The sequence below is a fragment of the Legionella sp. km535 genome (genome assembly GCF_003990085.1).
GTDB classification, from domain to species: Bacteria; Pseudomonadota; Gammaproteobacteria; order Legionellales; family Legionellaceae; genus Legionella; species Legionella moravica.
This window is the reverse complement of record NZ_RZGU01000022.1, coordinates 35328-57468: the sequence shown is the minus strand read 5'-3', so window position 1 is coordinate 57468 and position 22141 is coordinate 35328. Positions and strand designations below refer to the sequence as shown.

Here is a 22141-nt window from a genome sequence, read left to right as displayed (position 1 = left end):
AACTCTTATATACATGCAAACATAATTGCTCTAAAAAGATACATTATACAACAAGGAACAACATATCGTAATAGCCAAGGAGTGAAGAAAAGAAACAAGGTTTTAAAGTTTATATTACGATAACCGTTTTTAGTTTAAAGTCTATTTTTACGATTACCAGTCTTAATGGATTTAATAAGCCCCCCCCAGTAACGAGCGAAGAGGGCTTGTCTTTTAGCGTTTCTCGATGATTCAATACATCGTCAACTGATATTTTTCGGTGATTTTCGGGCGTGGCACGGTTTCCGAAAATTCATAAAGCATACGCAGACTGGTGCTAACTTTTTGAAAAGGTGGACGGTATCGCTCTGAACATTGGCGAAAAGCTCCCTCCGGAGAAATATCCGTCGACAACGCACCACCGTGTGCACGAATGAGGTCAATAGCATAAGAAATCATTTCGATATAACATACTTGTTGAGACTCATTGGGAGAAGAGAGAGCGCGACACATCTCCATCGCACGCTCAAATTCCTGCGGTGTATAGCACCGAGGCAAATCGAGCTTGTGTGCCACCGTCAGGATACGATGGATAAAATTGCGGTGGTGCCTTTCATTAATGTCAGGATGGTCGTTCTTGATATCAGGCCCCTGTTCATAGTGAGGGTTTCCCATCCAACGTACGACATGCAACAAGCGTTCATGCATGCACTCATCGAGGGTGCGCGGGGCATATTTGTTTAAAAAATCGCTAAGATTCTGCATACTCAGCACCCTGAATTCATCATAGCGTGTAAGATTTTCCCGTGCTGCAATTTCGCTTTCCCGACCGGTAATGCTGTAGGCTGCGGCAACACGCATCCAGTCACATTCCTCTGGAGTCACGCTTTGACAGTAACGCTGAAACTCAACTTCACGGGCGTGGTGCGCGAAATAATCAATCACGACATCGACCAATGACATCATGCGGTACGTATGAGCCAGACCATGATTTGGCCTTTGCACACTAACACCCTCAAGGATTATTTGATGCTCCGCATCCTGATAAGCATGGCGCAAATGGTTGCGATACGCTTCAGCAAGTGCAAATGACGACCAGTAGCTTCCGCCAGTCTGTACACCAGGGCTATTGATTTCCCTTGCAAAAAAACGCCCGGCTGCATCCCTGGTGTAGAGAAATGTGGTTCCCGCAGGGATGAGAATCTCTCCTTCGTTACTATTCATAACAGGTCTTAACGAGCAATCCGTTTCAAGCTTTGTCCGCACGGTACCGGGATTATGAAAATACGAGGAGCCCTCCTGGAAAATACTAAAGCTCGTCACAGAAGGCATAAAACTGGGATTGGCCAAACGACGCGTAGCAATATCCGCGTCTCCACGTGTGCTGACAGCTTTTAAATTTTCACCCCTATCAACCAGCCCATACCTTGGAAACAGTAAATGCAAGTTGTTGAATCCTTGAATAACCTTGTGATATTCATCCCGGTCAATCACCGCTGTTTCAACAGCGGATCGCAGTATAGCTTCGTAGGATGCCTGGTCTGTCTTCAATGTCTCAATGGTCTCGGCATTCAATTCGCCTCGCGCCAAAAGAACCCGCTCCAGTATCTGACGCTCTTCTAAGCTGATTAACACTTTGGGTAACTGAGCGGCTGACCAGTTGACCAGACTGCCACACAGAAAGTTAGCCATCAAGTTTGCGTGGCCATCTGCCGGACTTATCCATACATATCGTGAATTTGAATCCTGAGGCTCCCCGCGAAATAGACGATTCATGTTTTTATATTTATTAGAGACATACTTTGCCAATGCATTCTGAGCCGTTTCGGGCAGCCTGTCGACAATACTTTTTAAAACGCCATCACCGGATTTCAAGCTGAAATCGTTGCTCAATCTTTGAATCGTTTCACCAAGGCGCATAACTTGAGCCTCAGTAAGTTCGATATGATTGAAATTCGCCTCTCGCAACAGACCACCAAGGTAAATATCGGGCTCTACACCAAATTGCAAAACATAACCAAGCGAGTCATCGTAACGCATTTGGGCCTGCTCAATATCCTCTGGCGTGCTTAGCCGAACCAAAATCGCCTCAAGGGCCAGTGTGGCGGCAGATTTGTTCAACGGCCCCTCGGTAATAGAGAATTCAGTATCCATTGCATCCGATATCCGTGCGAGAATTTTTTCGCGTTGAGCGCTGTATCCTTCCTGTTCAGGCGTAAGAAGTGGATTAGCGTCTGAAATAAGGTTACGAAGAGCCATCATCACTTTTGTCATGAGATAGTGAGAACACGCTAAGGGTTTATTACCTGAGAAAAATGCCTCATATAAGTAGTGGTGATAGACGATACTGGCCCCACAAACGCGAAACCAGTGCAACAAGGGAGTAATCCTGTCTGGCCTGTCCATTATCGCCTCAAAAAAACCGCGGTGTTCGGGAAGCCTGGCACCAGAAGCCGTTATCAGACGAAGGTGCTTTTGCAGCCTGTATACATTCTCAGCTTGTTCAATAACCAGTTCAAAAAGTCGCCGGTCTTCAGGCAAACGAGCACCTACGGCTATTAATCCGCGAAGAGGTGCCGTTAAATTGAGGGCATGCGCTTCCTCGTTAATAAGAGCCTCAAAAAGGGTCTGATCTTCAGGCAGGCGGGCACCGGCAGTGATTAATGCCCGCAACCCGGGTTTCAGGAGCAAGACATCTTGTGCCTGCTTGAGAATGGGCTCAAAAAACTCCTGTTTTTCGGCTAAATAAATATCTGATTCGGTCTGGGGAATACAGGGAACTTCAAGGCTTTCCATATTTTGTGCCTGTTGAATAACCGCTTCAAATAGCGCCTGGTGCTCAGGCAGGATGGCCCCTGCAATGATCAGGGAGTAAATCCGAGTGGTAAGGTTCACTGCATGCGCAGCCCTGGTTATAAGCGCTTGAAAAAGTGCCTCGTCTGCAGGCAGAATGGCTCCTGCAGTAATCAATAATCTAATCGGTTCCTGCAGCATGTCTGCATATACTGCCTCATTGATAACCTCTTCAAAAAGGGCGCTGTTTTCTAAAACACTTGCACCTAAGCTACCTAATGAAGCAAACGCGACAACCAGCTTGTCTGTATATTTTGACTGCTCGATAAGCGCTTCAAATAGTGCCCCGTGTGAGAGAGCGCTGGCACCAGCTTGCATTAAAGCGGCTAATGCCGCCTGAAGCCCGCGGCCATATTGTGCATGATGGATAACACGTTCAAAAAGGGACGGGTGTTCATGCAATGTGGCGCCTGCATCCAGCAGTGCCTGAAATAAGGATTCAAGTCCCGATGCATATCTTGCCTGCTGGATAACTTTTTGAAAAAGCTCCTGGTGAGTTGCAAGGCTTGCCCCTGCCCTCTCTAGTCCTGCAAACGCGACTTTCAATGCCTCTGCATATGCGAGGGGATAATGATACCCAAATTCCTGCCAACTGGCTGAAGCGACTGCTTGTTGGCTTATTAACTCAAAAAGTATCCGGTTTTCAGGAAGCTGAACCCGCATACCATATAACAAATCAACCCCGGCTTTCAATTTGTCCGTATATTGTGCTTGATCGATAAACAGTTCAAAAAGCGACCGCTCTTGAGGAAAGCGGGCCCCTGCGTCGTATAATGCCCGTAAAGCGCTTTTCAGCTGGTCTGCGAGCAGCGTCTTTCGAATAAGTGCCCGAAAAAGGGACTCATCTGCAGGGAGGCTCGCGCCTATTTCGTACATCACAGCATAGAGGTCTTCGAGCGGTTGAGCGAAAGAAGCTTGATGCATCAATCTTTCAAAAATGGATTGACAGTCAGGCAAGCTTGCTCCTACAGCTTTTAAGGCGGGATAATAACTTTGCTTCAGGGCATCACTATCAATTACTTCATTTTGAAGTGGGGAGGCATTGGTTAGGAGTTCATTATCATCATCTTCACCAAGCTTATTTGCATCAAACGTCTCATTTGGGACGGCATTGAGGTAGTCCTGGCTATCAGAATAGACTTCATCCGCTTGTGCTGATTGGATTTTGATATCGTTATTATCGGGCATAACAAAGATCACCAATTGATCAATATGAAAATTATTATATCACGGATCGGAATTGGTCGACAATTAAACATAATGCGATTTAATTGACTTGCACAGTCTGGTTAAAAGATAATTTGTTCAATGTGAGATAGAAACCAATGAGATCTAATCATTAATAACTTTTTAAATTTCTAATACAGGATCCGCTGGTATTCATATTTTAAAACGTATAAGGGGGCAGATCTTGCCCTTTGCTCCATGATTTCAAAAGGCAAGATCGCCCCCTCTCTAACTTGCTTGTTTATGTTATATATTTAAAGCATGCTAATCGATTTTAATGGATCAATGGCGATTGATGATTCAAGTTTTAATGCCTCTATTTTCCATGCCTCTATGCCTTTTTCTAGATAGTGAGTCCATTTATCTAATGGTTCAAAAGTTGAAAAATAGGGCTGATACAGTATGGATGGATTGAATCCATTTTCAGTAAGTAATTTTGCCAAAAGAACCAGATCTGTTCTTCCCTGTCCGTCATAAAAGGGATGCAACCATTCCAGATGTTGGAACAACTCAGCGATAGCTCGTAGTGCCTGCTGATTTTGTTCTTCATTTCTTAAAGTAGTATCTTCAGGGAGTGAGTTTATTATATCGTTGTAGTTAGTAATTAATTGACTCACTATTTCTTCGATTTCGACCGGATTCATAAAATTATAATTAATCGTAATAAATGGGGTGTCCAGAGAGGAATTCAAAATTAGAGTCGCTAAAGGTTTGGAGTGGTGCAATTTCTGTTGCAAATTTGCCAGTTCTATATTGATTTGATTTAAGGCGGTGAATGCGTTTTCATAAAATACATAGCCATTGTTTAAAATATCAACAGCATTGACTCCCTTAGCTGCAAAAAAGCCATTCCGAGTTAATTCGCTACATATTCTTGATGTTATTTCGACAGGGATTTTTTTCAGTTCTTGCTTTGATCCTGATTCAGTAGTGATGTGGTATTTATTTTGAAGATTCATTCGCAGGCTATGAATAAAAATGAAACTGTATTTTTTCATTTTGGCTTGATATTTATCTTCCGCTTCATTGGAGTCTGTAACCAGGTTTTGGGAGCAGCCACAATGTACAGCTCTGAATTGATGAATCTTGTCTTTTTCGACATTAATCGCTTTTTGATCAACATCAGAAAAATGTTCGCAGGCTAATGAATGTATCCGTACATACATCTCTTTTGTCAGTTGTTTTCCTAATTCCATGGATGCAAATTCTGCTGCTTTTTTAACACTGGCATAATAGCCGGGTTCTGCTATCTCTCTTCTTCTTCCGCTACCGTGTAACCCAAGATCAAAAACATCGGCACCAAATGAGTGATACTTGCCATCGTAAATTTGCTTCCACCAGTTATCGCCCAGTCTCCAGAATGTGTTACGCATTTCTGCGGCTGTGTATGCCATTCTAAACCCCAAAAAAGTCATTTTATAAATATAGCATAATCGAGACATTTTGTTTCAAAATAAGGCAGGGCGCATTATTTGCTTCGTGATAACACGTCCATAAAAAGAAGCACATAAAAAGGGGCAGATCTTGCCAAGGGATAAGAAACCCTCCCCAACCCTTCACCCTTAAAAAGGGAGAAGGGAGCATTTATATAAAAATAAACGGGGCAAGATCTAAGTTTCTCTATTAAACGGTCCAATTCGGCCATGCTCTCAGCTATCATTAGGATCATCATGGGATATAAGCTGTATTTTTAATTAATAAAGGTTTATTGAATTTTCAATAAACCTTTATGATGTTCTTATCAAGAATTAGAATATTATTTATTTTCACCAGCTGTTTTTTTAGCTTCTTTGACTAATCCTAACATTGCTTTTTCTATGATCTGAAAAGACTGTTGCATATAATCTAAAGCTTTGTGGCCATTTTCAACCGCCAGATTAATTTGCTTTTCAAGAACTTCCTCAGGTTTTTTAACATGGGCAAGTTCATCAGGCTTTAAATAAGTCAAACCTTGTAACGTCTTAACATTTAGTTCTGCAATAGCTTGAAAAGGCTCTTGTAATTTTTTAGCCATTTCACTCCATTTTTCAAAATTTGCCTGATTCATGATGTTCTCCAATATGTTGCACTGCACAATTTAATAATAGACCCTAATTTTAGAAACTGTCAATAGATATTCAAATAACTTTTGCACTGCATCATTTTTTATCCTTTAAACAGCTTTTGCCACTGCTGCATCATTTCCTGCATTTGTTTATTCCAGGTTTCAGTTGCCTGTTGATAGGGATTATTTTGTAGCGGCTTATCCATTGCCTGAAACATGTGTTCCATCATACTTTTTAATGAAACATGCATGGGATGGTTGGCCAAAGAAATAATCTGCCGCAAAATCTCAGGAGATAAAAATTGAGTAGGACCCGCTTCCATTTCCACAATAATCTGCAGCAACACTGAATTAGTCAGATCCTTTCCTGTTTCGGAATCCTCTATTTTAAACGCAATTCCTTCCACTACATAACGCTGTAACTGTTCAAGAGTAATGTATTGACTGGTTTCAGTATCATAAAGTCTACGATTTTTATATTTTTTAATTAAACGGGTCATATGAAATCTCAAAAGTTAAATTCACCACAGTTTAATACATATGTAATCCACCGTTAATGCTCAGGTTTGCACCGGTTATATAGCGACTTTTTTCACTGATTAAAAACTCAATTGCCCACGCGATTTCCTGAGGTTCAGCCAATCGTTTAGCCGGTATTAACTGAATGATACTCTCTAGAATATCGGGTCTAATCCCTTGCATTAAACGTGTATTGACATATCCTGGCGAGATGCTGTTAACAGTAATGTTTTTGCTCATTAACTCTTGAGCCAGACTTTTTGTAAAACCATAGACACCCGCTTTTGATGCTGCATAATTTGCCTGGGAAAATTGTCCCTTTTGCGCATTCACTGACGAGACATTGACGATCCGGCCTGAAGCCTGAGCTTTCATGCTATCAACAACCTGTCGTGTCACGTTAAACATACCATCAAGATTGACCCGTAAGACCTCATCCCATTGCTGTTTGGTCATTTTAGTAAATACCGCATCGCGTGTAATACCTGCGTTATTAATCAAAGCATCGATAGAACCCAATTCTTTAATGATGACGCTAATAACTTCCTGGCATTGATCAAAGTCCGTAACATCCATGTGCCGGAATGATATGTTTTTAAAACCCTGATCCTGCAGTTCCTTTTTCCAGGCATTTCCCTTTTCATCCGAAATCAGATCAAGGGCAATAACATGCTTATAACTCCCATCCAATTCTTTTGCGACCGCAGTACCTATATCGCCTGTTCCACCTGTAATCAATACTACATTATTATTCTGCATGAATTTCTCTTTTTAATTTGTCACAATAGGCTCAAAAGTTTCAAATAATTCTGGCAAGGCACAGGATTATCCCTTGTTGCTTGCCAGAACCAATTTACATGTATTGGCCACCATTTACATCAAGATTAGCACCAGTAATGAATCCACTTTCAGATGAAGACAGAAATGCAACTGCATCCGCGACTTCTCGAGGATAGCCTAATCGACCAACGGGTATATTGGCTATGATTGAATTGAGTACGTCTTCCTTGACAGCAGCCAGCATTGGGGTTTCTATATAACCGGGAGAAATCGTGTTAACCGTAATGCCCTTGCTTGCTACTTCTAATGCAAGACTTTTGGTAAATCCAAACAGAGCAGCCTTGGTTGAAGCATAATTGCATTGGCCAAATTGTCCTTTTCGACCATTAATTGAGGATATACTAATTATTCGTCCATAGCCTTTATCAAGCATGACAGGTATGACATTACGAGTCATGTTGAATACGCTGGTCAGATTCGCATCGAGCACATGTTGCCATTGCTGAGGCGTCATTTTTCGCAGACTACTGTCCTGAGTAATTCCTGCATTATTTACCAGCACGTCGATACGACCGTATCGCTCCATAATTAAATTGGTTATTTTTTCACAATCACTGTACTGGGCAATATCACCATAAACTATATCAATATCATAACCCAGTTGTTTTTGTTCGGCTTGCCATTGCTTTGCTTCCTCATGGCGTCCATCCTTAAAATAACATGCAACAACCTTGAAATCCGTCGATAAACGTTGGCTTATAGCAGATCCAATACCCCCGGTTCCTCCGGTAACAACAGCTATCATTTGTTCCATAACAACTCCCTGTTTTGAAATGATTACTGAATGACATTACTACAAAGTAAATTCGGCCACTTGTCAATGGCTGAGACCTCAGTTTATTTTATATGAATAAACTGTACACAATTAAAAATACAACCTGTACTGCAGTCACTGTAAGTCCATTTTGGATCATTGCTTTGACGTTTTCACTGCCTGCAAAGCCCATGGCGGCAAACATATTCGCTCCTGGATATGCATAATTCGTCACGCGAGTGGCAAATAGCATACATAAGGCAAATGAAATCATAGGTAATTGCAACAAAGCCACGGCAGGAGAAAAAAGCTGGTGCAACATTTTTATCGTTGCTTCAGCAGCTCCGGGCATTCCAAAAGCGCCAGTAAATCCTATTAACATGGATAATACCGGTTTACCTCCCCAATGAATCAAAGGAATCAATAATTGGGTCAACGCATTAAATCCCCCTGCTTGATGAATCAAAGACATAAAAGGATCGAATAATATAAATAAAAAAAATAGATGCAGACTTTTTTGCATCCCGGTATATAACAGGCTAAAAATTTTTTTCGTACTTAATTGATTCATCAATCCTGTAATAAAGGCTAAGGATATCATCACAAAAATAACGTAGGATGTTTTGGCCTGAGCCAATAAACCATAGACTACACACGTTAAAAAAGCGAATAAAAAAATTAGAGTTGCGCGCTTTTGTTGTCGATTGGGTATAAACGGCTCAGAACTGTCTTTATCTTCACAGAGTTCATACGCGTATTGTCTTTGTAATCGGGAGGCCATCAACCAGGTAGTGATTAATGTAACTAAAGCCACCGGTAGAGCAGCGTAGAAAAACACAGTCCCATAACTTAGACCGGTTACACCCAATAATGCAACCACCGGAGGAGCAAAAGGCCCCAGGATTAAAGCTTCTTCAGCAGAAGCCTGCATTAACACGGCCAGGCTTGGGCGTGATAATCCTACAGAACCAGCAACCGGACGCAAGCTGGGTGCAAGAATAGCCAACCCGCCAGCCAATGTTCCAAGCAAACTGACAATGAGAAAAGAAGAAAGCACAATACCCACTTTGGCACGTCGTTGCGTGTTAATACCAATACCATGAACAATTTGATGAACCAAAGTATGACTGACTTGAGTGTGCGTTAACACCTCCCCTAACCCACGACCCAACATGATAATAAACCCGACTAAAGCCATAAACGAGCCTAAAGCTTCAGCCATGGTATTACCTATGGCAATTGGGCTGCTCAAATTCCACACAAAACCCAATCCAACACAAAGCCCGGTAGCAACCAGAGGATCTACATTGCGAAACAACATCAAAGCATAAAGAATAATAATCGATAAACTGGCTAATTGAATGTAATAAGACATCAGCATATCGCTCCAACAAGATTTAATCCCTGCGATATTCCTTCAATACCTAAACCCGGTTTGTCTGAAAGAAAAATTTGTGTACCAAGGCACTGTGCACCGCCGAGAACGTAATTATCGCGAATCAAATAGAGTGGATCGAGATCAGCATAAAAAATATCCGGTTTACTTAAAGCAAAACTGGCAATAGCTGCAACGCCAATAGGCGACTCCAGCATACAACCAACCATAATGTTCATTCCTGCTGATTGAGCAATGTGATATATAGCTTGAGCGCGCTCTATGCCACCCGATTTCATTAATTTGATATTGACGCCATCACATGCATTATTCTTAACTAAATTTAGAGCATCGTTTGGAGAAAAACAGGCTTCATCAGCAATAATGGAGCAATCAACCATTTCACTAATTGCCTTTAAATGTGCAATGTCGCCAGCAGCAACCGGTTGCTCAACCAAAGGAATATCCAGCTGAAGTTTTTTGAATGAATCAATAACCTCCAGAGCATCTTCAAAAGACCATCCTTGATTCGCATCAACAAGCAAGGAAATGTCATTGCCTAAAGCCTTACGAATTGCTTTCACGCGCTGAATATCATCGACTGGGTTCAAGCCTAATTTTATTTTTAGAGTACGATGCCCTTGTTTCACCAAATCAATTGCATCGCTTACCATCTCATTAACCGCTTTAACGCTTATGGTAATACAGGAGCGAATACTGTTGCTGTTACCACCCAATAATTTATATAGTGGCAAGCCACAATATTGAGCAAATAAATCATGCAGAGCAATATCAATCGCGGCTTTAGCAGAAGAATTCCCTACCAGGTTCTGGTTGTTCATCTGCAATAACAAATTCAACTCGGAAATAGTTCGACCAATTAATTGTGGCCCCAAAATGTTTTTAATTGCAGTAACTATAGATGCCGTATTGTCGCCTGTAATTGCGGGAGTTGATGCGGCTGAACCATAACCTGTTTTGCCACAATCTGTTTTGATCATTACCACCACATCATCCACGCACTCTGTGCGTCGTACAGCCGTAATAAATGGGCGACTCAACGGAATGGTCAATTGCGCAATATAAATTTCCTTAATAATCATGCATGCACCTTTCTTAATAATTATTGCGGCCGATACAATATAATAAATTCCATCATTCTTTTAAGCCATAAATAATCCATTAAAAATCAATTTTGATCTTTATTTAAACAAATAGGATGATATAATGCGTTTTAGTTTTATTTTTGGAGTAATCAGTGAATGCGCGACACCAATTATCTCAATTGTTACAAACACATCACATTCACTATAAAATACCGGCTGAGATAAACGGTGACGACATCCGATTCAACTCCATTCGAGCTGTTTGCGAGCAATTAATCCTGGCCCAGCCTTCCTTGTTAAAACCCGGTTATCTGAACAATCTTGACGCGCTGATGAATGTGGCTCAAGACGCACCTTTGTTAGCTGACATTGATAACCGTCAGGAACTATCGCATAGATTGATAACGTTTCAATTAGCTATCAATCGATTGGCTTCAGAAAATCCTTCAGCATTAAACCAAAACACTTTTAATGGTATATACCAAATCATCACAGCAAATCGTCAGCAAACAGACATTGAATTTGTAGCCCAATGTTTCATTCAGATGAATAGAAAACAACTTCTTTCCAAAAAAAACATTCAGGATTTAGTTGAAAAAGTCATTAATGCTCCCCGGCGACTGAAAACAAATGCTCAGACCTTGGAACTCAGTGAGCCTGGACACACTGACTCTCTATGTAGCGCAGATCGTCATGAACCAGGCTGTGCAGAAACACTAAGCCAATGGCTTACTGCTTGCCATTGGTTACGGCAAGCTGACTTTACCCTGATGATGCGCAGCACTTGTCGTGAAGATGACGTTTTTATTTACATGCAAAAACTTTATGAAAAGAGATTGAACTCTCCCGCCAACTGCCAGGCTTTAATAGACTGTGGAATTTCGGTTCACTCGATCCGTAACGGACTCAGCATAGGCACTCAGAGGGAATTTAATGAAAGCCTGTTCCCTATTTGTGATCTCAAACTAAAGAATCTGAAAACGAAAATCAACTTAATTACAATTGGCGCTGAAGAGAGTTCAAAAATTCAGTATACCTTATCCATTCGGAATCAGGCATTAGCTGTTTTTAAAAACCTATGTGCCTTAAGAAAATCAGGCGAAACGCTGTCCGACCCACGAACATTTCTCCACACCATTGCGATCATAGACAAGGCATTGCCTACTGAGAGTTACCACCCCCCCAAATTGCATATAGAAGAACTCATCGCAGCAGGATATACCGCAAAAGGGCACCCTTCAAAATTATGGAGAACCATGGGTAGCATTATGATGAGCCTGGGCATGGCAATCGCTGCAATATCAGGTATTACCCTTCTGGCTGGCACCTTGGGAATTACTGCGCCATTGGGCATCAGTATTGCGATTGCTGGCGTGACCAGCGCCCTTTCAGGTGCAGGATTCTTTGCTTATGGTTCAACACGTTCAGGTTTATCTAAAAGCATTATGGATTTGGCAGAGTCTTTACAACAACCCACAATTCAACTGGTTGCTGAATAATAAAAAACGCCAAGCGTGAGAAAGCACACCAAGCTTAAGGGGCTTGACTTAAGTATTGGTTTATCTGGATAGATGGTTGCTTGCTTCTGACTCTTGGTCACAAATATGGAATCTTTGAAAAGAGTCAGATTGGCGTGCTGGCATGCGGTTATTTAATTCGCCCTATTGCCAATGATAATAAGTTGCAATCAACTTCAAACTTTCTTTTATGAATTCATACTGCGGGTAGTCTTTTGCATTCCATTCAGGAGAAATGTTAATCATAATAACGGCTCCATTCGTTCCATCCATACTGCCAATCATCAAAGTTAAATAACCAACATTGTTACCCGAATGCATGAAATAGCGGCCTTTTCTATATTCATTTCCGTATTGATCACTAATAAAAAACCCCAGCCCACGAGTAGGAGTACTGCTGGGAGTGACCAAAGCAAGTGCTTGTGAGCGAGTTAATAAACCATGCGACAAAGTGAGACTTTGCTGTATGGCAATGAGAAATCGAGCCAAATCCGTTGGAGTGCTCCACAGTAATCCCGTGGCATAAATTGGACTGGTCGTTGGGGCTTGAGGGAATCGATGGTGTGCGGGATCATAGGGTAAGGCTACTTTCTCTGGTGATTTAATAAATAATTGGTTATCAAAGAAACTATTCGTCATACCTGCTGGCTTCAATATTTGGGCACTCATCAGTTCAGGATAAGTTTTTGAAGTTACGTCTTCCAAAAACATCTGCAGTATGGAATAACATCCGTTGCAATAACTGTACTTTTGGCCAGGAATCCCTGTGACCGTCAAGGTTGGGTTAGTAGCCGGTGGAACCCCCAGAAACAACTGGGTCAGTGTCGGCAAAGTGTCGTTATAGCGATAACCCCCATCAGGATAAGGATTACTAATCGCCGCAGTATGATTGAGTAATGTTCGCAGCGTCACCGGGTGTTTTTTCGTAAAGGAATTTGAGGGTATTTTCCATCTTTTTAAATAGCGATTGACCGGAGCATCCAAAGGAATATGATAGGCTTTGAGCACTTTCATAACTTCTGCAGAAGTTAACGTTTTAGTAATGGAGCACGCCTGGAATAAGGTGTCCTGATTCACAGGTCGTTTTGTATCTAAATCAGCATAACCGTAAGTTTTTATCCAAATGATTTTGCCGTTTCGCACCACTGCAATAGAAGCTCCAGGAATATCATATTGTGTGACTAATGCCGATATGCCTTTATTTAGTACAGTGGGTATTTGATCCGAATCAATAGCCAGGGCCAACTGGTAAGGGAATACAACAAGAATACAAAATAACAAGAAGCACTGAAATGATTTAAGCATCAGCATATTAAATTCCATTAATCAGTTAAGTTCACGCTTTAAAATGAAGCGAATTTTTTTATAATCCCGCTATTCTTGCATTAAAATTAGATTAAATGTACCCTGTCGAAGCCTTGAAATGTTTTTTTTCAAGCAGTTACTTTGCGAATTGGTAACTTCTCAGCATTCCCAAGAATTTCGTCAATCCATAGTCCAGTGAGAAGTCTTCAGACACGAGCAACAGGTCGGGAGCAGAAATTCTCATGCTACGTTTGAGATGGCGCATTCTGGACGTATTGAGCAGTTCCATCTATTGAACCATGATTTTCACTTAATGAGGGAACTTTGATGAATAAATTACTGGCTACAACACTATCACTCGTTGCAATGACCATCCCACACTATGTGCATGCAAATGATGATTCTTGCGAAATCCAGGTTGCTGTATCCAGCCCACCGATTCAACCTGATCAGAGTGTTGCATTTAATGTGACGAATGACAGCGGCCTGAGCAAGTCAATCATTCTTCAAGGAGGAAGCACTCCTAAAACCATAGGAAAACTAACCTGCTCTCCTGCACCTTATACCATTAGCGCTACCCAGTTCTATACACTCCCGAATATGAACGCTAAAAACAGCCCTCAAATTGGTCAATGCATATTAAAAGCCGGCACTGTTGTTTTGAATGGTTCCAATAACAGTATATCAGTAGTGTTTCCAAATGATTTTATTTGTAATAACTAGGGTCTGTTGACAATTCAAGTTTCAACGTCCCGCGACTTGTTCGCGGGATCCAATTCAATCTTTCTAGGCGCAATATATTCTTGTTTTGCGCACGATCTATCGATTCCGCGAACAAGTCGCGGAAAGTAGGCTTGAATATAATGAAATTTCAACAGCCCCTAAATTTGATGATGAGTTTCATAACTCAATGAGATAGTCTCTGGATCTGAAAAAGAGTGTGGTTTATAACACCACACTCTTAATTAAATACTACTTAGCGTAAGCGGGAACATAACCCTTTAACTGTTGAGCAAACTGGCTTAATACTTCAAGCCCAGACTCTTCAGCCTGACGACACCATTGCTGTAGCGCATCGATCAATTCTTTTTGTGAAGTAGCAGTTTTCATCCATACATTCTGTAAGGATTGTTTGTAGCTATAAACAACTCGCAATTGCTCACGAGCTTCCAAAAGCCGATTCAATCGTGTTTTTGCCTTGGTTGTCAATAACTTATCTTCACGGCGGAGTAATCGGCCAGCACGTTGAAACAATTTTTTATCTTCTTTAGTCTCGATACTTTGACTCTTTTCTTGCTTGAGTATCGGTCTGATTACTGCTTTATAGTAATTGGACATGACCTGGAAGCGATTGGAAATTACTGCTTTAACTGTATCTATATCCACTTGCAGCTTGCCTTCTTCCATAGCCAGTTTTGGTGGCAATTTTTTAACTTTAGCCAAACCTAAAAATGACAGTATGCGAATATACATCCAACCAATATCAAATTCCCACCACTTAACAGAAAATTTGGCTGATGAAGCAAAAGTATGGTGATTATTATGCAATTCCTCACCACCGATCCAAAATCCCCAGGGAATGATGTTGGTTGCGGCATCCAGACACTCAAAATTTCTATATCCCCAATGATGTCCTATACCGTTAATGACTCCAGCGGCAAACAATGGGATCCAAATCATTTGAATTGCCCAGACGGTTAATCCAGGAACACCAAATAAAAATAAATCGATGAACAACATCAACATAATGCCTTTGGCGGAATGACGGGAATAAACACGACGCTCCAGCCAATCGTCAGGGGTACCGTGTGAATATTTCGCAACCATATCCCGATCTTTTCGTGCGGCTCGATACAGTTCAGCCCCTTGCCAAAATACTTTCTTAATGCCTAATACTACAGGACTATGAGGGTCACCCTCAACATCCGTAGTGGCATGATGTTTACGATGTATAGCAACCCAATCAGCGGTAACCATACCTGTAGTTAACCACAACCAGAAACGAAAGAAATGACTGATGATTGGATGCAATGTCAACGCTCGATGCGTCTGGTTGCGATGGAGATATATGGTTACTGCAGCTATAGTTATTTGCGTTAAAACTAAAGTTGCAAGAACATACCCCCAAAAGGACAGGTTTAAATATCCGAAAACCATAGGAACCCCGCTTTAAATAAAAATTGGTAACAAAATAATAATACATCCACAATCTGGAAGTAATAGTTTAAAAACATTATATCCATATAGTGTAATGATAACACATTTTAATTGATATCGTTGCATGATTTGATTAAGTAGTCGATAATTAACACATAACTTTCTTCTGGATGAAGTCATGAGCGATAAATTAAAACAGGTTTTTGAAAATTTTATCCCATTTATAGCGATTGGAGTTGGCATCGCTATTGTTGTTGGATTGTTATTTATGTTTTTCTATGTTGCTATCTGGGGCGTGGTAATCGGTGGAGTTTTATATCTTGTAGCCTTGGCAAAACAGTATTTTTTCCCTAGTGAATCATCTAAAAAGGAAGAAGGACGAATCATTGAGCATGATGATAAAAAATAATGCCAGAATTACCCGAAGTTGAAACCACAAAACAAGGAATAAAACCCCATCTGGATGGTCAAACGATCAATAATATTCACGTTCGCAATGCCTCTCTCAGATTGCCAGTACCTGCGGACATGAACGAACTGTGTGTCGGTAAAAAAATAATTGCCATCACACGAAGAGCTAAATATCTATTGATTCATCTTAACGAAGGCTATTTACTGGTGCATCTTGGGATGTCGGGTCACTTAAGAATAGTGCCCGATGGAACAAAAGCAGAAAAACATGATCATATTGACATGCTCTTAGGGAATGGTTTGATGCTGAGATACTGTGATCCCAGACGTTTTGGTTTGTTCTTGTACATAGAAGATAATCCGCATCAACACTCACTCTTGAGTCATTTAGGACCTGAGCCTCTCTCTGCGGATTTTAACCCCAACTATTTACATCAAAGAGCTCAGAATAAAAATCAACCGGTAAAATCGTTCATAATGAACAATGAAATAGTCGTCGGTGTTGGTAATATCTACGCGACTGAAAGCCTGTATCTGACTGGATTGCATCCTTTAACCCCAGTCAAAAACATACCAGAAAACACCTTAAACTCGTTGACTGCCCATATTAAAAAAACATTGGAAGCAGCTATAGCAGCAGGGGGGACCACTTTAAAAGATTTTTATACCTTCGATGGCAAACCAGGCTATTTCAGCATAGCACTGCAAGTATACGGTCGAAAAAAGCAGCCTTGTTATCAATGTGCCTCCATCATCGAGAGCATCGTGATTGCTGGACGTCATTCAGCATTCTGTCCTAACTGCCAACCGGAACATCGCTTCGCATAACCATTTGAAATGAATAAATCAAACCCAAATTACAAACAATTTGAACAACAAGTTAATTTCCTGTAAAATGCAGCTCTTTTAAAAATTCATAAAGGTACTTAATGCTGCGTATCAGATTAGGAAGCCCTATTGTCAGACGTTATAAAGACAGAGGGGTAGTATATCGCCCTGATTTTATAATTTACGACATAGATGAAGCAGAATATTGGACTTTTTGGAAAAATATAAAAAACCACCCTATAAGCCAGTTATATACTGATGGAATACAGGTGTTTCGAGTCAATTGGTTACAGTCTTTATTTCAGACCGTTAAAGGCTGGCTGGGTTTTGAAAATCATTGCCAGGCAAATAAAGTAGAAATGACTCTGGCCAAGATTGCCTACCAAGGTTATCTGAAAGGCTTTCACACAAAGAATCAATTTAACTTTGCTCCTCCCATCCTGTCTGAACGATTTGAATCATTACTGAATACACGAAGAGAGAACAAAAATTCGGCGGAGTTGCAGGAACTGCTCTTAAGTTATTACATTACTCACTCAGATCAAATCACTCGATGGGGTTCACCTCTCCATGCAGCTCACTCCTTTGGCCAAACATTTACCAGCTTTATCAACGATGAGTTGTACCAATTAGTTTCTGGTATTGATGCTCAGGATGAACATGTGATTTCTAGTGCCATCAATGGATTACATGATCGCCGTCAACGTCTTACAATCAGGGAATGCTTAACCAATAGTCGTTTTGCAGAATATTATGCAACCTATCTGGTGACCCAAGAGCATTATATCGATGCATTAAACTGGCACAAAGACATCAAATATCAATTTCCAGAACAGTATATTAACTTCTATTTATCTACAAAACACACCACATATAACGCCTTACACAACGCAATTGAACTCCTGAACATATTGGTTCTGTCACCACAAAGTGAAGATAAAAATAAATCAGTAGCTTACATTAAAGATTATTTAAATCCTTCCGAACAATTAACTCATCTGGATCCTGATTCCGAATTAAGACGGTCTGTGGCTCAATCCTATTTGGAGGATGCAAAAAAAGAAAAAAGCAGGTCTCCCATCACCAGATTACTGTTCGGAACACATTTTATAAACCACTTGGCACAAGCAATAAAACTTGCACCGGATATCCTGGATCAAGATAATTCAATGCAGGAAATTATTTTAAAGGAAGAATGGATTACCTATCTGTTTAATGAAGCCATTAAAGATCGAAACTTCAAAGAGGCAAGAAGATTATTCGAGTCTCACGACACGATTACATTCGATAAAAATAATCTGAATCGATTAAAAAATTATTTACTGTCCGAATTGACAGAAAATCAGGGAAGAGTCAGAGCAGAATTAGACCTGATGAATTTTCCTTCGGCAAAAGAAACAGCCCAACAATCCGTTCATATTGCCGAGCAAATAGCCCGAATCACCCCCCAGGATAACCCATTAGTCGCTGTAACGATTGACTATGCAGGCACTCTGATTGAAATCGATAAAAAAATGCATCCTGATGTTCAAGATGCAAATCTCGATTCATTAAATGAAGCTCAAAAAATATTAATGAACTGCAATTTATCAAAAAATGTACCTCAACATAAGCAGCGATTTAATGAGCTGTTAATCCGTAAAATTGGCTGCCTGATTGAAAAAATCCGGGTACCCATCAATTTTAATGATGCAGCATCTGTACGCAGGGAATTCCTACCCACCATTCAGCAAGAGCTCCGGTTATTACATAAAAACCTCTCTTTATTCATTAAGCGTAATGAACAGAAACCCCCAAAAGAGATTAGAGCTGTTCTGGGTAAAATCTGTTATATCAAGGGAGATCTATTCCATTTTTATACTCGCAGCAGCCAGGATGCTCTTCCCTACTTTAAAAAAGCGGCGGAGTTCATGCCAGAAAATCCTTACTACCGTTTACGCTATTATGAACTAGCTAACGATGAAAGACGTCACGCTGTTCGGGATGAAATAGAGAATATGGCTTTTTTAAATACTGAAAAATACACTATGTGGATGGAAGAACGATGGCATGATAAACGCGTCATGTCAGAAGGATTTAATATCCATAACATAGAAGCAGAAGATCAGAATGTGTTATCACGATTAGGACGTTTATTTACATCTTGATTGCACGCGGTTATTGGACACAATCAGTGTCCATAATTCATCTAGGCATTTTAATTGGCTTGCTGTATGATTGCCCATCAATAAACCAAAAACCATGATAATGAAAATAAGCCGATTAAGAACCGCCTGGATAGTCATTACGTTATTTTTTTACACAACAGTAGTGAGTCTGCGTTCTATATTTAAATACTACTTCAGCACACCTACGCGTCCCTGGGTAGACAAAACCATTCATCATTGGATAGATCAGTTATTAAATAAAGTAAAAGTAGATTACAAGGTCATCAATCACTTTAATGTACAACCCAACGCTGGAGAGGCAACTATTCTGATGTGCAATCACTCCAGTGCGTACGACATCCCCCTGGGGTTCAAAGCCTTTCCTAACAGCTCCATCCGTATGCTGGCCAAAAAAGAATTGTCCAGGATTCCCTTGCTCGGGAAAGGAATGAAAGCCGCTGAATTTCCTTTTGTCGATAGAAAAAACAGATATCAGGCGATTAAAGATCTGGCCTATGCACAACAACTCATGGAAAGTGGAATTATTATCTGGATTGCCCCTGAGGGCACACGCTCAAAAGACGGCAAACTGGCTCCGTTTAAAAAAGGGGCGTTCATTACTGCCATACAAGCAAAAGCGACGATAATCCCTATTGGCATCAGAGGCGCTTTTGATATTCTACCAGCCCGCTCATTTCAGATTAATCTGAATCAGAAAGCAGAAATTCATATCGGAAAACCTATCAAGGCTTCAGATTTTAGCATTGAGAATAAAGACGAACTGATTCAACAAACCTACCTTGCTATTCAAGAACTGATCGGAGAAAAAGCAAATTAATAGTTCACGCCATAACCTTTGGGAGTAGTTGCGACTTTCGCTGATAAACCAATGCCTCTGGGATCCGATGCGGCAATCAAAACATTTTTTTCTTTATCCCAGGTAATCGCTTGCATATCACCATAATTTTGATCCAGCGGTTTTAATTGATAGCCCATAGCCTTCAAACCTTCCTGGATAACTTTCGGGAACGTTTCCGGCTCAAATTGAACCAAATCAGGTAAATATTGATGATGAAAACGCATGGCGGAAACCATACTAATCGCCCCATATCCATCGTTAAACAGTAATGAGGCAATTAATACCATAGTAGGGATTCTACTTCCGCCAGGAGTACCTAAAATAGCAACACGTCCTGGTAATTCAAGAAATGTAGGTGTCATATTGGATAAGGGTTTTTTACCGGGCATGATGTCGTTTTTATCGCTGCCCACAATCCCGAAAACATTTTCAACTCCTGTTTTAGTTGAAAAATCATCCATTTCATCATTAAGCAACACTCCCGTTCCTTCAGCAACCACACTGGAACCAAAAATAAAATTCACTGTCATTGTTGCTGCAACACGGTTGCCTTCACCATCGATAATGGAAAAATGAGTAGTCGTTGTATTCGACTTCGATGGGGTTTCTCCTTTTAATGCTTTGCTCGATATCGGTTTATCAGGTGAAATTAAAGTACTTAATGACTTCGCATTTTCAGCACCGATTAATTTATCGACAGGAATGGTTACAAAATCCGGATCCCCTAAAAACTGATCTCTTTGCCAATAGGCCAATCGCATTGCTTCAACAACATAATGTATCCACTGGATTTTGGTGTAGGTCGCCAAGGGAAAATGGGATAAAACATTGAGCATGGTTAATAATGCAACGCCTCCTGCTGATGGCGGAGGGGCCGTAATAATAAGCATATTATGATAGGCGCCCACTAAAGGCTCTCTTACTTTTATTTGATATTGAGCCAAATCCTCAAGAGTCCAGATTCCCCCGGCGGCATTAACGCCCTTAACCAATCGCTGTGCCGTTTCTCCTTGATAAAATCCCTTTTCGCCATGCTCTGCTATAAGTTTTAGTGTATTGGCCAAATCAGTTTGCACCAGCTTGTCGCCAAGAGCATAAGGTTGACCGTTCTTTAAGAAAACAGCGGCGCTCGCTGGATATTTTTTTAATTGATCCATGCGATCAAACATCGTTGAGAACTGAATAAATTGTTCATCAACGGGAAATCCTTCTTTCGCTAATTTAATAGCAGGTGCCAATGTTTGACTTAATGGAAGGCGCCCAAAATTCCTGGCGATATAAACCATGGCTGCAGGCTCACCAGGAATTGCTGCTGAGAGCCCGCCATTTAATGATAATCCAGGTTTAACATTGCCATCATGATCCAGATACATATTCTTTGATGCTGCTTTTGGAGCAACTTCTCGCCCATCGATAAACAGATTTTTATGGGTACGCTCCTGATGCAATAACCAGAATCCACCGCCACCTAATCCTGAATGATAAGGCTCGACCACCGCCAAAGCTGCAGTCACTGCAACCGCGGCATCGAACGCATTTCCGCCTGCAGCCAGAATCTCCAGACCAGCGTTAGTGGCCAAAGGATGAGCGCTGGCTACGGCATAACCAGGTGGTTGAATGGCTAGGGTATTGGAGGATACTGGTGTTGCACTAAAAATTAAAAGAAGTAAACCATTAAACCATTTAGATCTGAGTTTCATTACGCCTCTTATTTAATTCTTTAACGACGCCGGGAGGCACAAATTGAGACACGTCACCATTTAAGGCAGCGATTTCTCGTACCAAAGTTGATGAAATAAACATCAAATTTTCAGAAGGAGTTAAAAATAAAGTCTCCACCTCTTTAGAAAGCTTTCTATTCATACCGGCCAATTGAAATTCATATTCAAAATCAGATACAGCACGTAAACCGCGTAAAATAATTCCAGCGTTTTGTTCAAGAACAAAATCAATTAACAAACTATCAAAGCCTACGACTTGAACACCAGGTAAATGGCCAACAGCTTCCTCCAATAACCGAATTCGTGTTTCAAGAGCCAGGTAAGGACGTTTCGTTTTATTGCTGGCCACTGCTACTGTAAGTTCAGGAAAAATACGTGCGGCACGAGAAATTATATCAATGTGGCCATTAGTTACAGGATCAAATGTGCCGGGGTATATTGCTTTTTGTTTCATATTTTTTTACACCGATTGCATATAAATGCAGTCTAGCGTATTGTT

General features: G+C 40.8%; 18 protein-coding genes. 6 read left to right on the top strand and 12 right to left on the bottom strand.

Annotation, left to right across the window (positions count from 1 at the left end):
- Positions 1-231: 231 nt before the first annotated feature.
- From ELY21_RS12675 to ELY21_RS12640, 8 genes are all read right to left on the bottom strand, one after another.
- Positions 232-4020, bottom strand: a complete 3789-nt coding sequence (locus ELY21_RS12675) for a SidE phosphodiesterase domain-containing protein (protein ID WP_127110000.1) — start codon at positions 4018-4020, stop codon at positions 232-234.
- Between the two features lie 293 nt (positions 4021-4313).
- Entirely contained in the window at positions 4314-5453 is a 1140-nt protein-coding gene (locus ELY21_RS12670; protein WP_158618561.1) for a Fic family protein, read from the bottom strand.
- A gap of 362 nt (positions 5454-5815) precedes the next feature.
- A complete protein-coding gene (locus tag ELY21_RS12665; RefSeq protein WP_028383266.1) occupies positions 5816-6106 on the bottom strand; it encodes a phasin family protein in 291 nt (96 codons plus the stop codon).
- A 98-nt stretch (positions 6107-6204) separates the two neighbouring features.
- The gene (locus ELY21_RS12660) at positions 6205-6603 is read right to left on the bottom strand and encodes a polyhydroxyalkanoate synthesis regulator DNA-binding domain-containing protein (RefSeq protein WP_028383267.1); all 399 of its coding nucleotides are present in this window, start codon (positions 6601-6603) and stop codon (positions 6205-6207) included.
- Positions 6604-6634: 31 nt separating this feature from the next.
- On the bottom strand, positions 6635-7381 hold the full coding sequence (phbB, locus tag ELY21_RS12655; RefSeq protein ID WP_028383268.1) for an acetoacetyl-CoA reductase: 747 nt from the start codon (positions 7379-7381) through the stop codon (positions 6635-6637).
- 94 nt (positions 7382-7475) lie between these two features.
- Positions 7476-8216 carry an acetoacetyl-CoA reductase gene (phbB, locus tag ELY21_RS12650; protein WP_028383269.1) on the bottom strand — a complete coding sequence of 247 codons (741 nt, stop codon included), beginning with the start codon at positions 8214-8216 and terminating at the stop codon, positions 7476-7478.
- 88 nt (positions 8217-8304) lie between these two features.
- A complete protein-coding gene (locus tag ELY21_RS12645; protein WP_127109996.1) occupies positions 8305-9591 on the bottom strand; it encodes a Na+/H+ antiporter NhaC family protein in 1287 nt (428 codons plus the stop codon).
- Positions 9591-10694 carry a dipeptide epimerase gene (locus ELY21_RS12640; RefSeq protein ID WP_127109994.1) on the bottom strand — a complete coding sequence of 368 codons (1104 nt, stop codon included), beginning with the start codon at positions 10692-10694 and terminating at the stop codon, positions 9591-9593. Before ELY21_RS12640 ends, ELY21_RS12645 begins: the two co-directional genes overlap by 1 nt.
- A gap of 155 nt (positions 10695-10849) precedes the next feature.
- Here ELY21_RS12640 and ELY21_RS12635 point away from each other — a divergent pair, with 155 nt between their 5' ends.
- A complete protein-coding gene (locus ELY21_RS12635; RefSeq protein ID WP_127109992.1) occupies positions 10850-12196 on the top strand; it encodes a hypothetical protein in 1347 nt (448 codons plus the stop codon).
- Between the two features lie 162 nt (positions 12197-12358).
- Here ELY21_RS12635 and ELY21_RS12630 read toward each other — a convergent pair whose 3' ends face one another.
- Positions 12359-13519: a serine hydrolase gene (locus ELY21_RS12630; protein ID WP_158618560.1), complete on the bottom strand. Its 1161-nt coding sequence runs from the start codon at positions 13517-13519 to the stop codon at positions 12359-12361.
- Positions 13520-13843: 324 nt separating this feature from the next.
- Here ELY21_RS12630 and ELY21_RS12625 point away from each other — a divergent pair, with 324 nt between their 5' ends.
- On the top strand, positions 13844-14242 hold the full coding sequence (locus ELY21_RS12625; RefSeq protein WP_127109988.1) for a hypothetical protein: 399 nt from the start codon (positions 13844-13846) through the stop codon (positions 14240-14242).
- 249 nt (positions 14243-14491) lie between these two features.
- On the opposite strand, the gene ELY21_RS12620 is transcribed toward ELY21_RS12625, so the two are convergent.
- Entirely contained in the window at positions 14492-15676 is a 1185-nt protein-coding gene (locus ELY21_RS12620; protein ID WP_127109986.1) for a fatty acid desaturase, read from the bottom strand.
- Positions 15677-15854: 178 nt separating this feature from the next.
- On the opposite strand from ELY21_RS12620, the gene ELY21_RS12615 reads away from it, so the two are divergent.
- The 4 genes from ELY21_RS12615 to ELY21_RS12600 all read left to right on the top strand — a co-directional run bounded on the left by ELY21_RS12615 (position 15855) and on the right by ELY21_RS12600 (position 19900).
- Positions 15855-16085: a hypothetical protein gene (locus ELY21_RS12615; RefSeq protein WP_127109984.1), complete on the top strand. Its 231-nt coding sequence runs from the start codon at positions 15855-15857 to the stop codon at positions 16083-16085.
- A complete protein-coding gene (gene mutM / locus ELY21_RS12610) occupies positions 16085-16915 on the top strand; it encodes a bifunctional DNA-formamidopyrimidine glycosylase/DNA-(apurinic or apyrimidinic site) lyase (RefSeq protein WP_127109982.1) in 831 nt (276 codons plus the stop codon). Before ELY21_RS12615 ends, mutM begins: the two co-directional genes overlap by 1 nt.
- Before the next feature lie 101 nt (positions 16916-17016).
- Positions 17017-19062, top strand: coding sequence for a hypothetical protein (locus tag ELY21_RS12605; RefSeq protein ID WP_127109981.1), 2046 nt, complete (start codon positions 17017-17019; stop codon positions 19060-19062).
- Positions 19063-19162: 100 nt separating this feature from the next.
- Positions 19163-19900: a 1-acyl-sn-glycerol-3-phosphate acyltransferase gene (locus ELY21_RS12600; RefSeq protein WP_028383277.1), complete on the top strand. Its 738-nt coding sequence runs from the start codon at positions 19163-19165 to the stop codon at positions 19898-19900.
- Here the strand turns inward: ELY21_RS12600 and ggt are convergent.
- Together ggt and coaD are read right to left on the bottom strand one after the other, a co-directional pair.
- Positions 19897-21621, bottom strand: a complete 1725-nt coding sequence (ggt, locus tag ELY21_RS12595; RefSeq protein ID WP_127109980.1) for a gamma-glutamyltransferase — start codon at positions 21619-21621, stop codon at positions 19897-19899. The genes ELY21_RS12600 and ggt overlap by 4 nt on opposite strands.
- Positions 21605-22096 carry a pantetheine-phosphate adenylyltransferase gene (coaD, locus tag ELY21_RS12590; RefSeq protein WP_127109979.1) on the bottom strand — a complete coding sequence of 164 codons (492 nt, stop codon included), beginning with the start codon at positions 22094-22096 and terminating at the stop codon, positions 21605-21607. The genes ggt and coaD overlap by 17 nt, the downstream gene beginning before the upstream one ends.
- Positions 22097-22141: the final 45 nt, after the last annotated feature.

Bases quoted from the DNA above. Each gene is read 5' to 3' on its own strand.
- ELY21_RS12675 (WP_127110000.1), bottom strand. From the start codon at position 4,020: ATGCCCGATAATAACGATATCAAAATCCAATCAGCACAAGCGGATGAA.
- ELY21_RS12670 (WP_158618561.1), bottom strand. From the start codon at position 5,453: ATGGCATACACAGCCGCAGAAATGCGTAACACATTCTGGAGACTGGGC.
- ELY21_RS12665 (WP_028383266.1), bottom strand. From the start codon at position 6,106: ATGAATCAGGCAAATTTTGAAAAATGGAGTGAAATGGCTAAAAAATTA.
- ELY21_RS12660 (WP_028383267.1), bottom strand. From the start codon at position 6,603: ATGACCCGTTTAATTAAAAAATATAAAAATCGTAGACTTTATGATACT.
- phbB (WP_028383268.1), bottom strand. From the start codon at position 7,381: ATGCAGAATAATAATGTAGTATTGATTACAGGTGGAACAGGCGATATA.
- phbB (WP_028383269.1), bottom strand. From the start codon at position 8,216: ATGGAACAAATGATAGCTGTTGTTACCGGAGGAACCGGGGGTATTGGA.
- ELY21_RS12645 (WP_127109996.1), bottom strand. From the start codon at position 9,591: ATGTCTTATTACATTCAATTAGCCAGTTTATCGATTATTATTCTTTAT.
- ELY21_RS12640 (WP_127109994.1), bottom strand. From the start codon at position 10,694: ATGATTATTAAGGAAATTTATATTGCGCAATTGACCATTCCGTTGAGT.
- ELY21_RS12630 (WP_158618560.1), bottom strand. From the start codon at position 13,519: ATGCTTAAATCATTTCAGTGCTTCTTGTTATTTTGTATTCTTGTTGTA.
- ELY21_RS12620 (WP_127109986.1), bottom strand. From the start codon at position 15,676: ATGGTTTTCGGATATTTAAACCTGTCCTTTTGGGGGTATGTTCTTGCA.
- ELY21_RS12615 (WP_127109984.1), top strand. From the start codon at position 15,855: ATGAGCGATAAATTAAAACAGGTTTTTGAAAATTTTATCCCATTTATA.
- mutM (WP_127109982.1), top strand. From the start codon at position 16,085: ATGCCAGAATTACCCGAAGTTGAAACCACAAAACAAGGAATAAAACCC.
- ELY21_RS12605 (WP_127109981.1), top strand. From the start codon at position 17,017: ATGCTGCGTATCAGATTAGGAAGCCCTATTGTCAGACGTTATAAAGAC.
- ELY21_RS12600 (WP_028383277.1), top strand. From the start codon at position 19,163: ATGAAAATAAGCCGATTAAGAACCGCCTGGATAGTCATTACGTTATTT.
- ggt (WP_127109980.1), bottom strand. From the start codon at position 21,621: ATGAAACTCAGATCTAAATGGTTTAATGGTTTACTTCTTTTAATTTTT.
- coaD (WP_127109979.1), bottom strand. From the start codon at position 22,096: ATGAAACAAAAAGCAATATACCCCGGCACATTTGATCCTGTAACTAAT.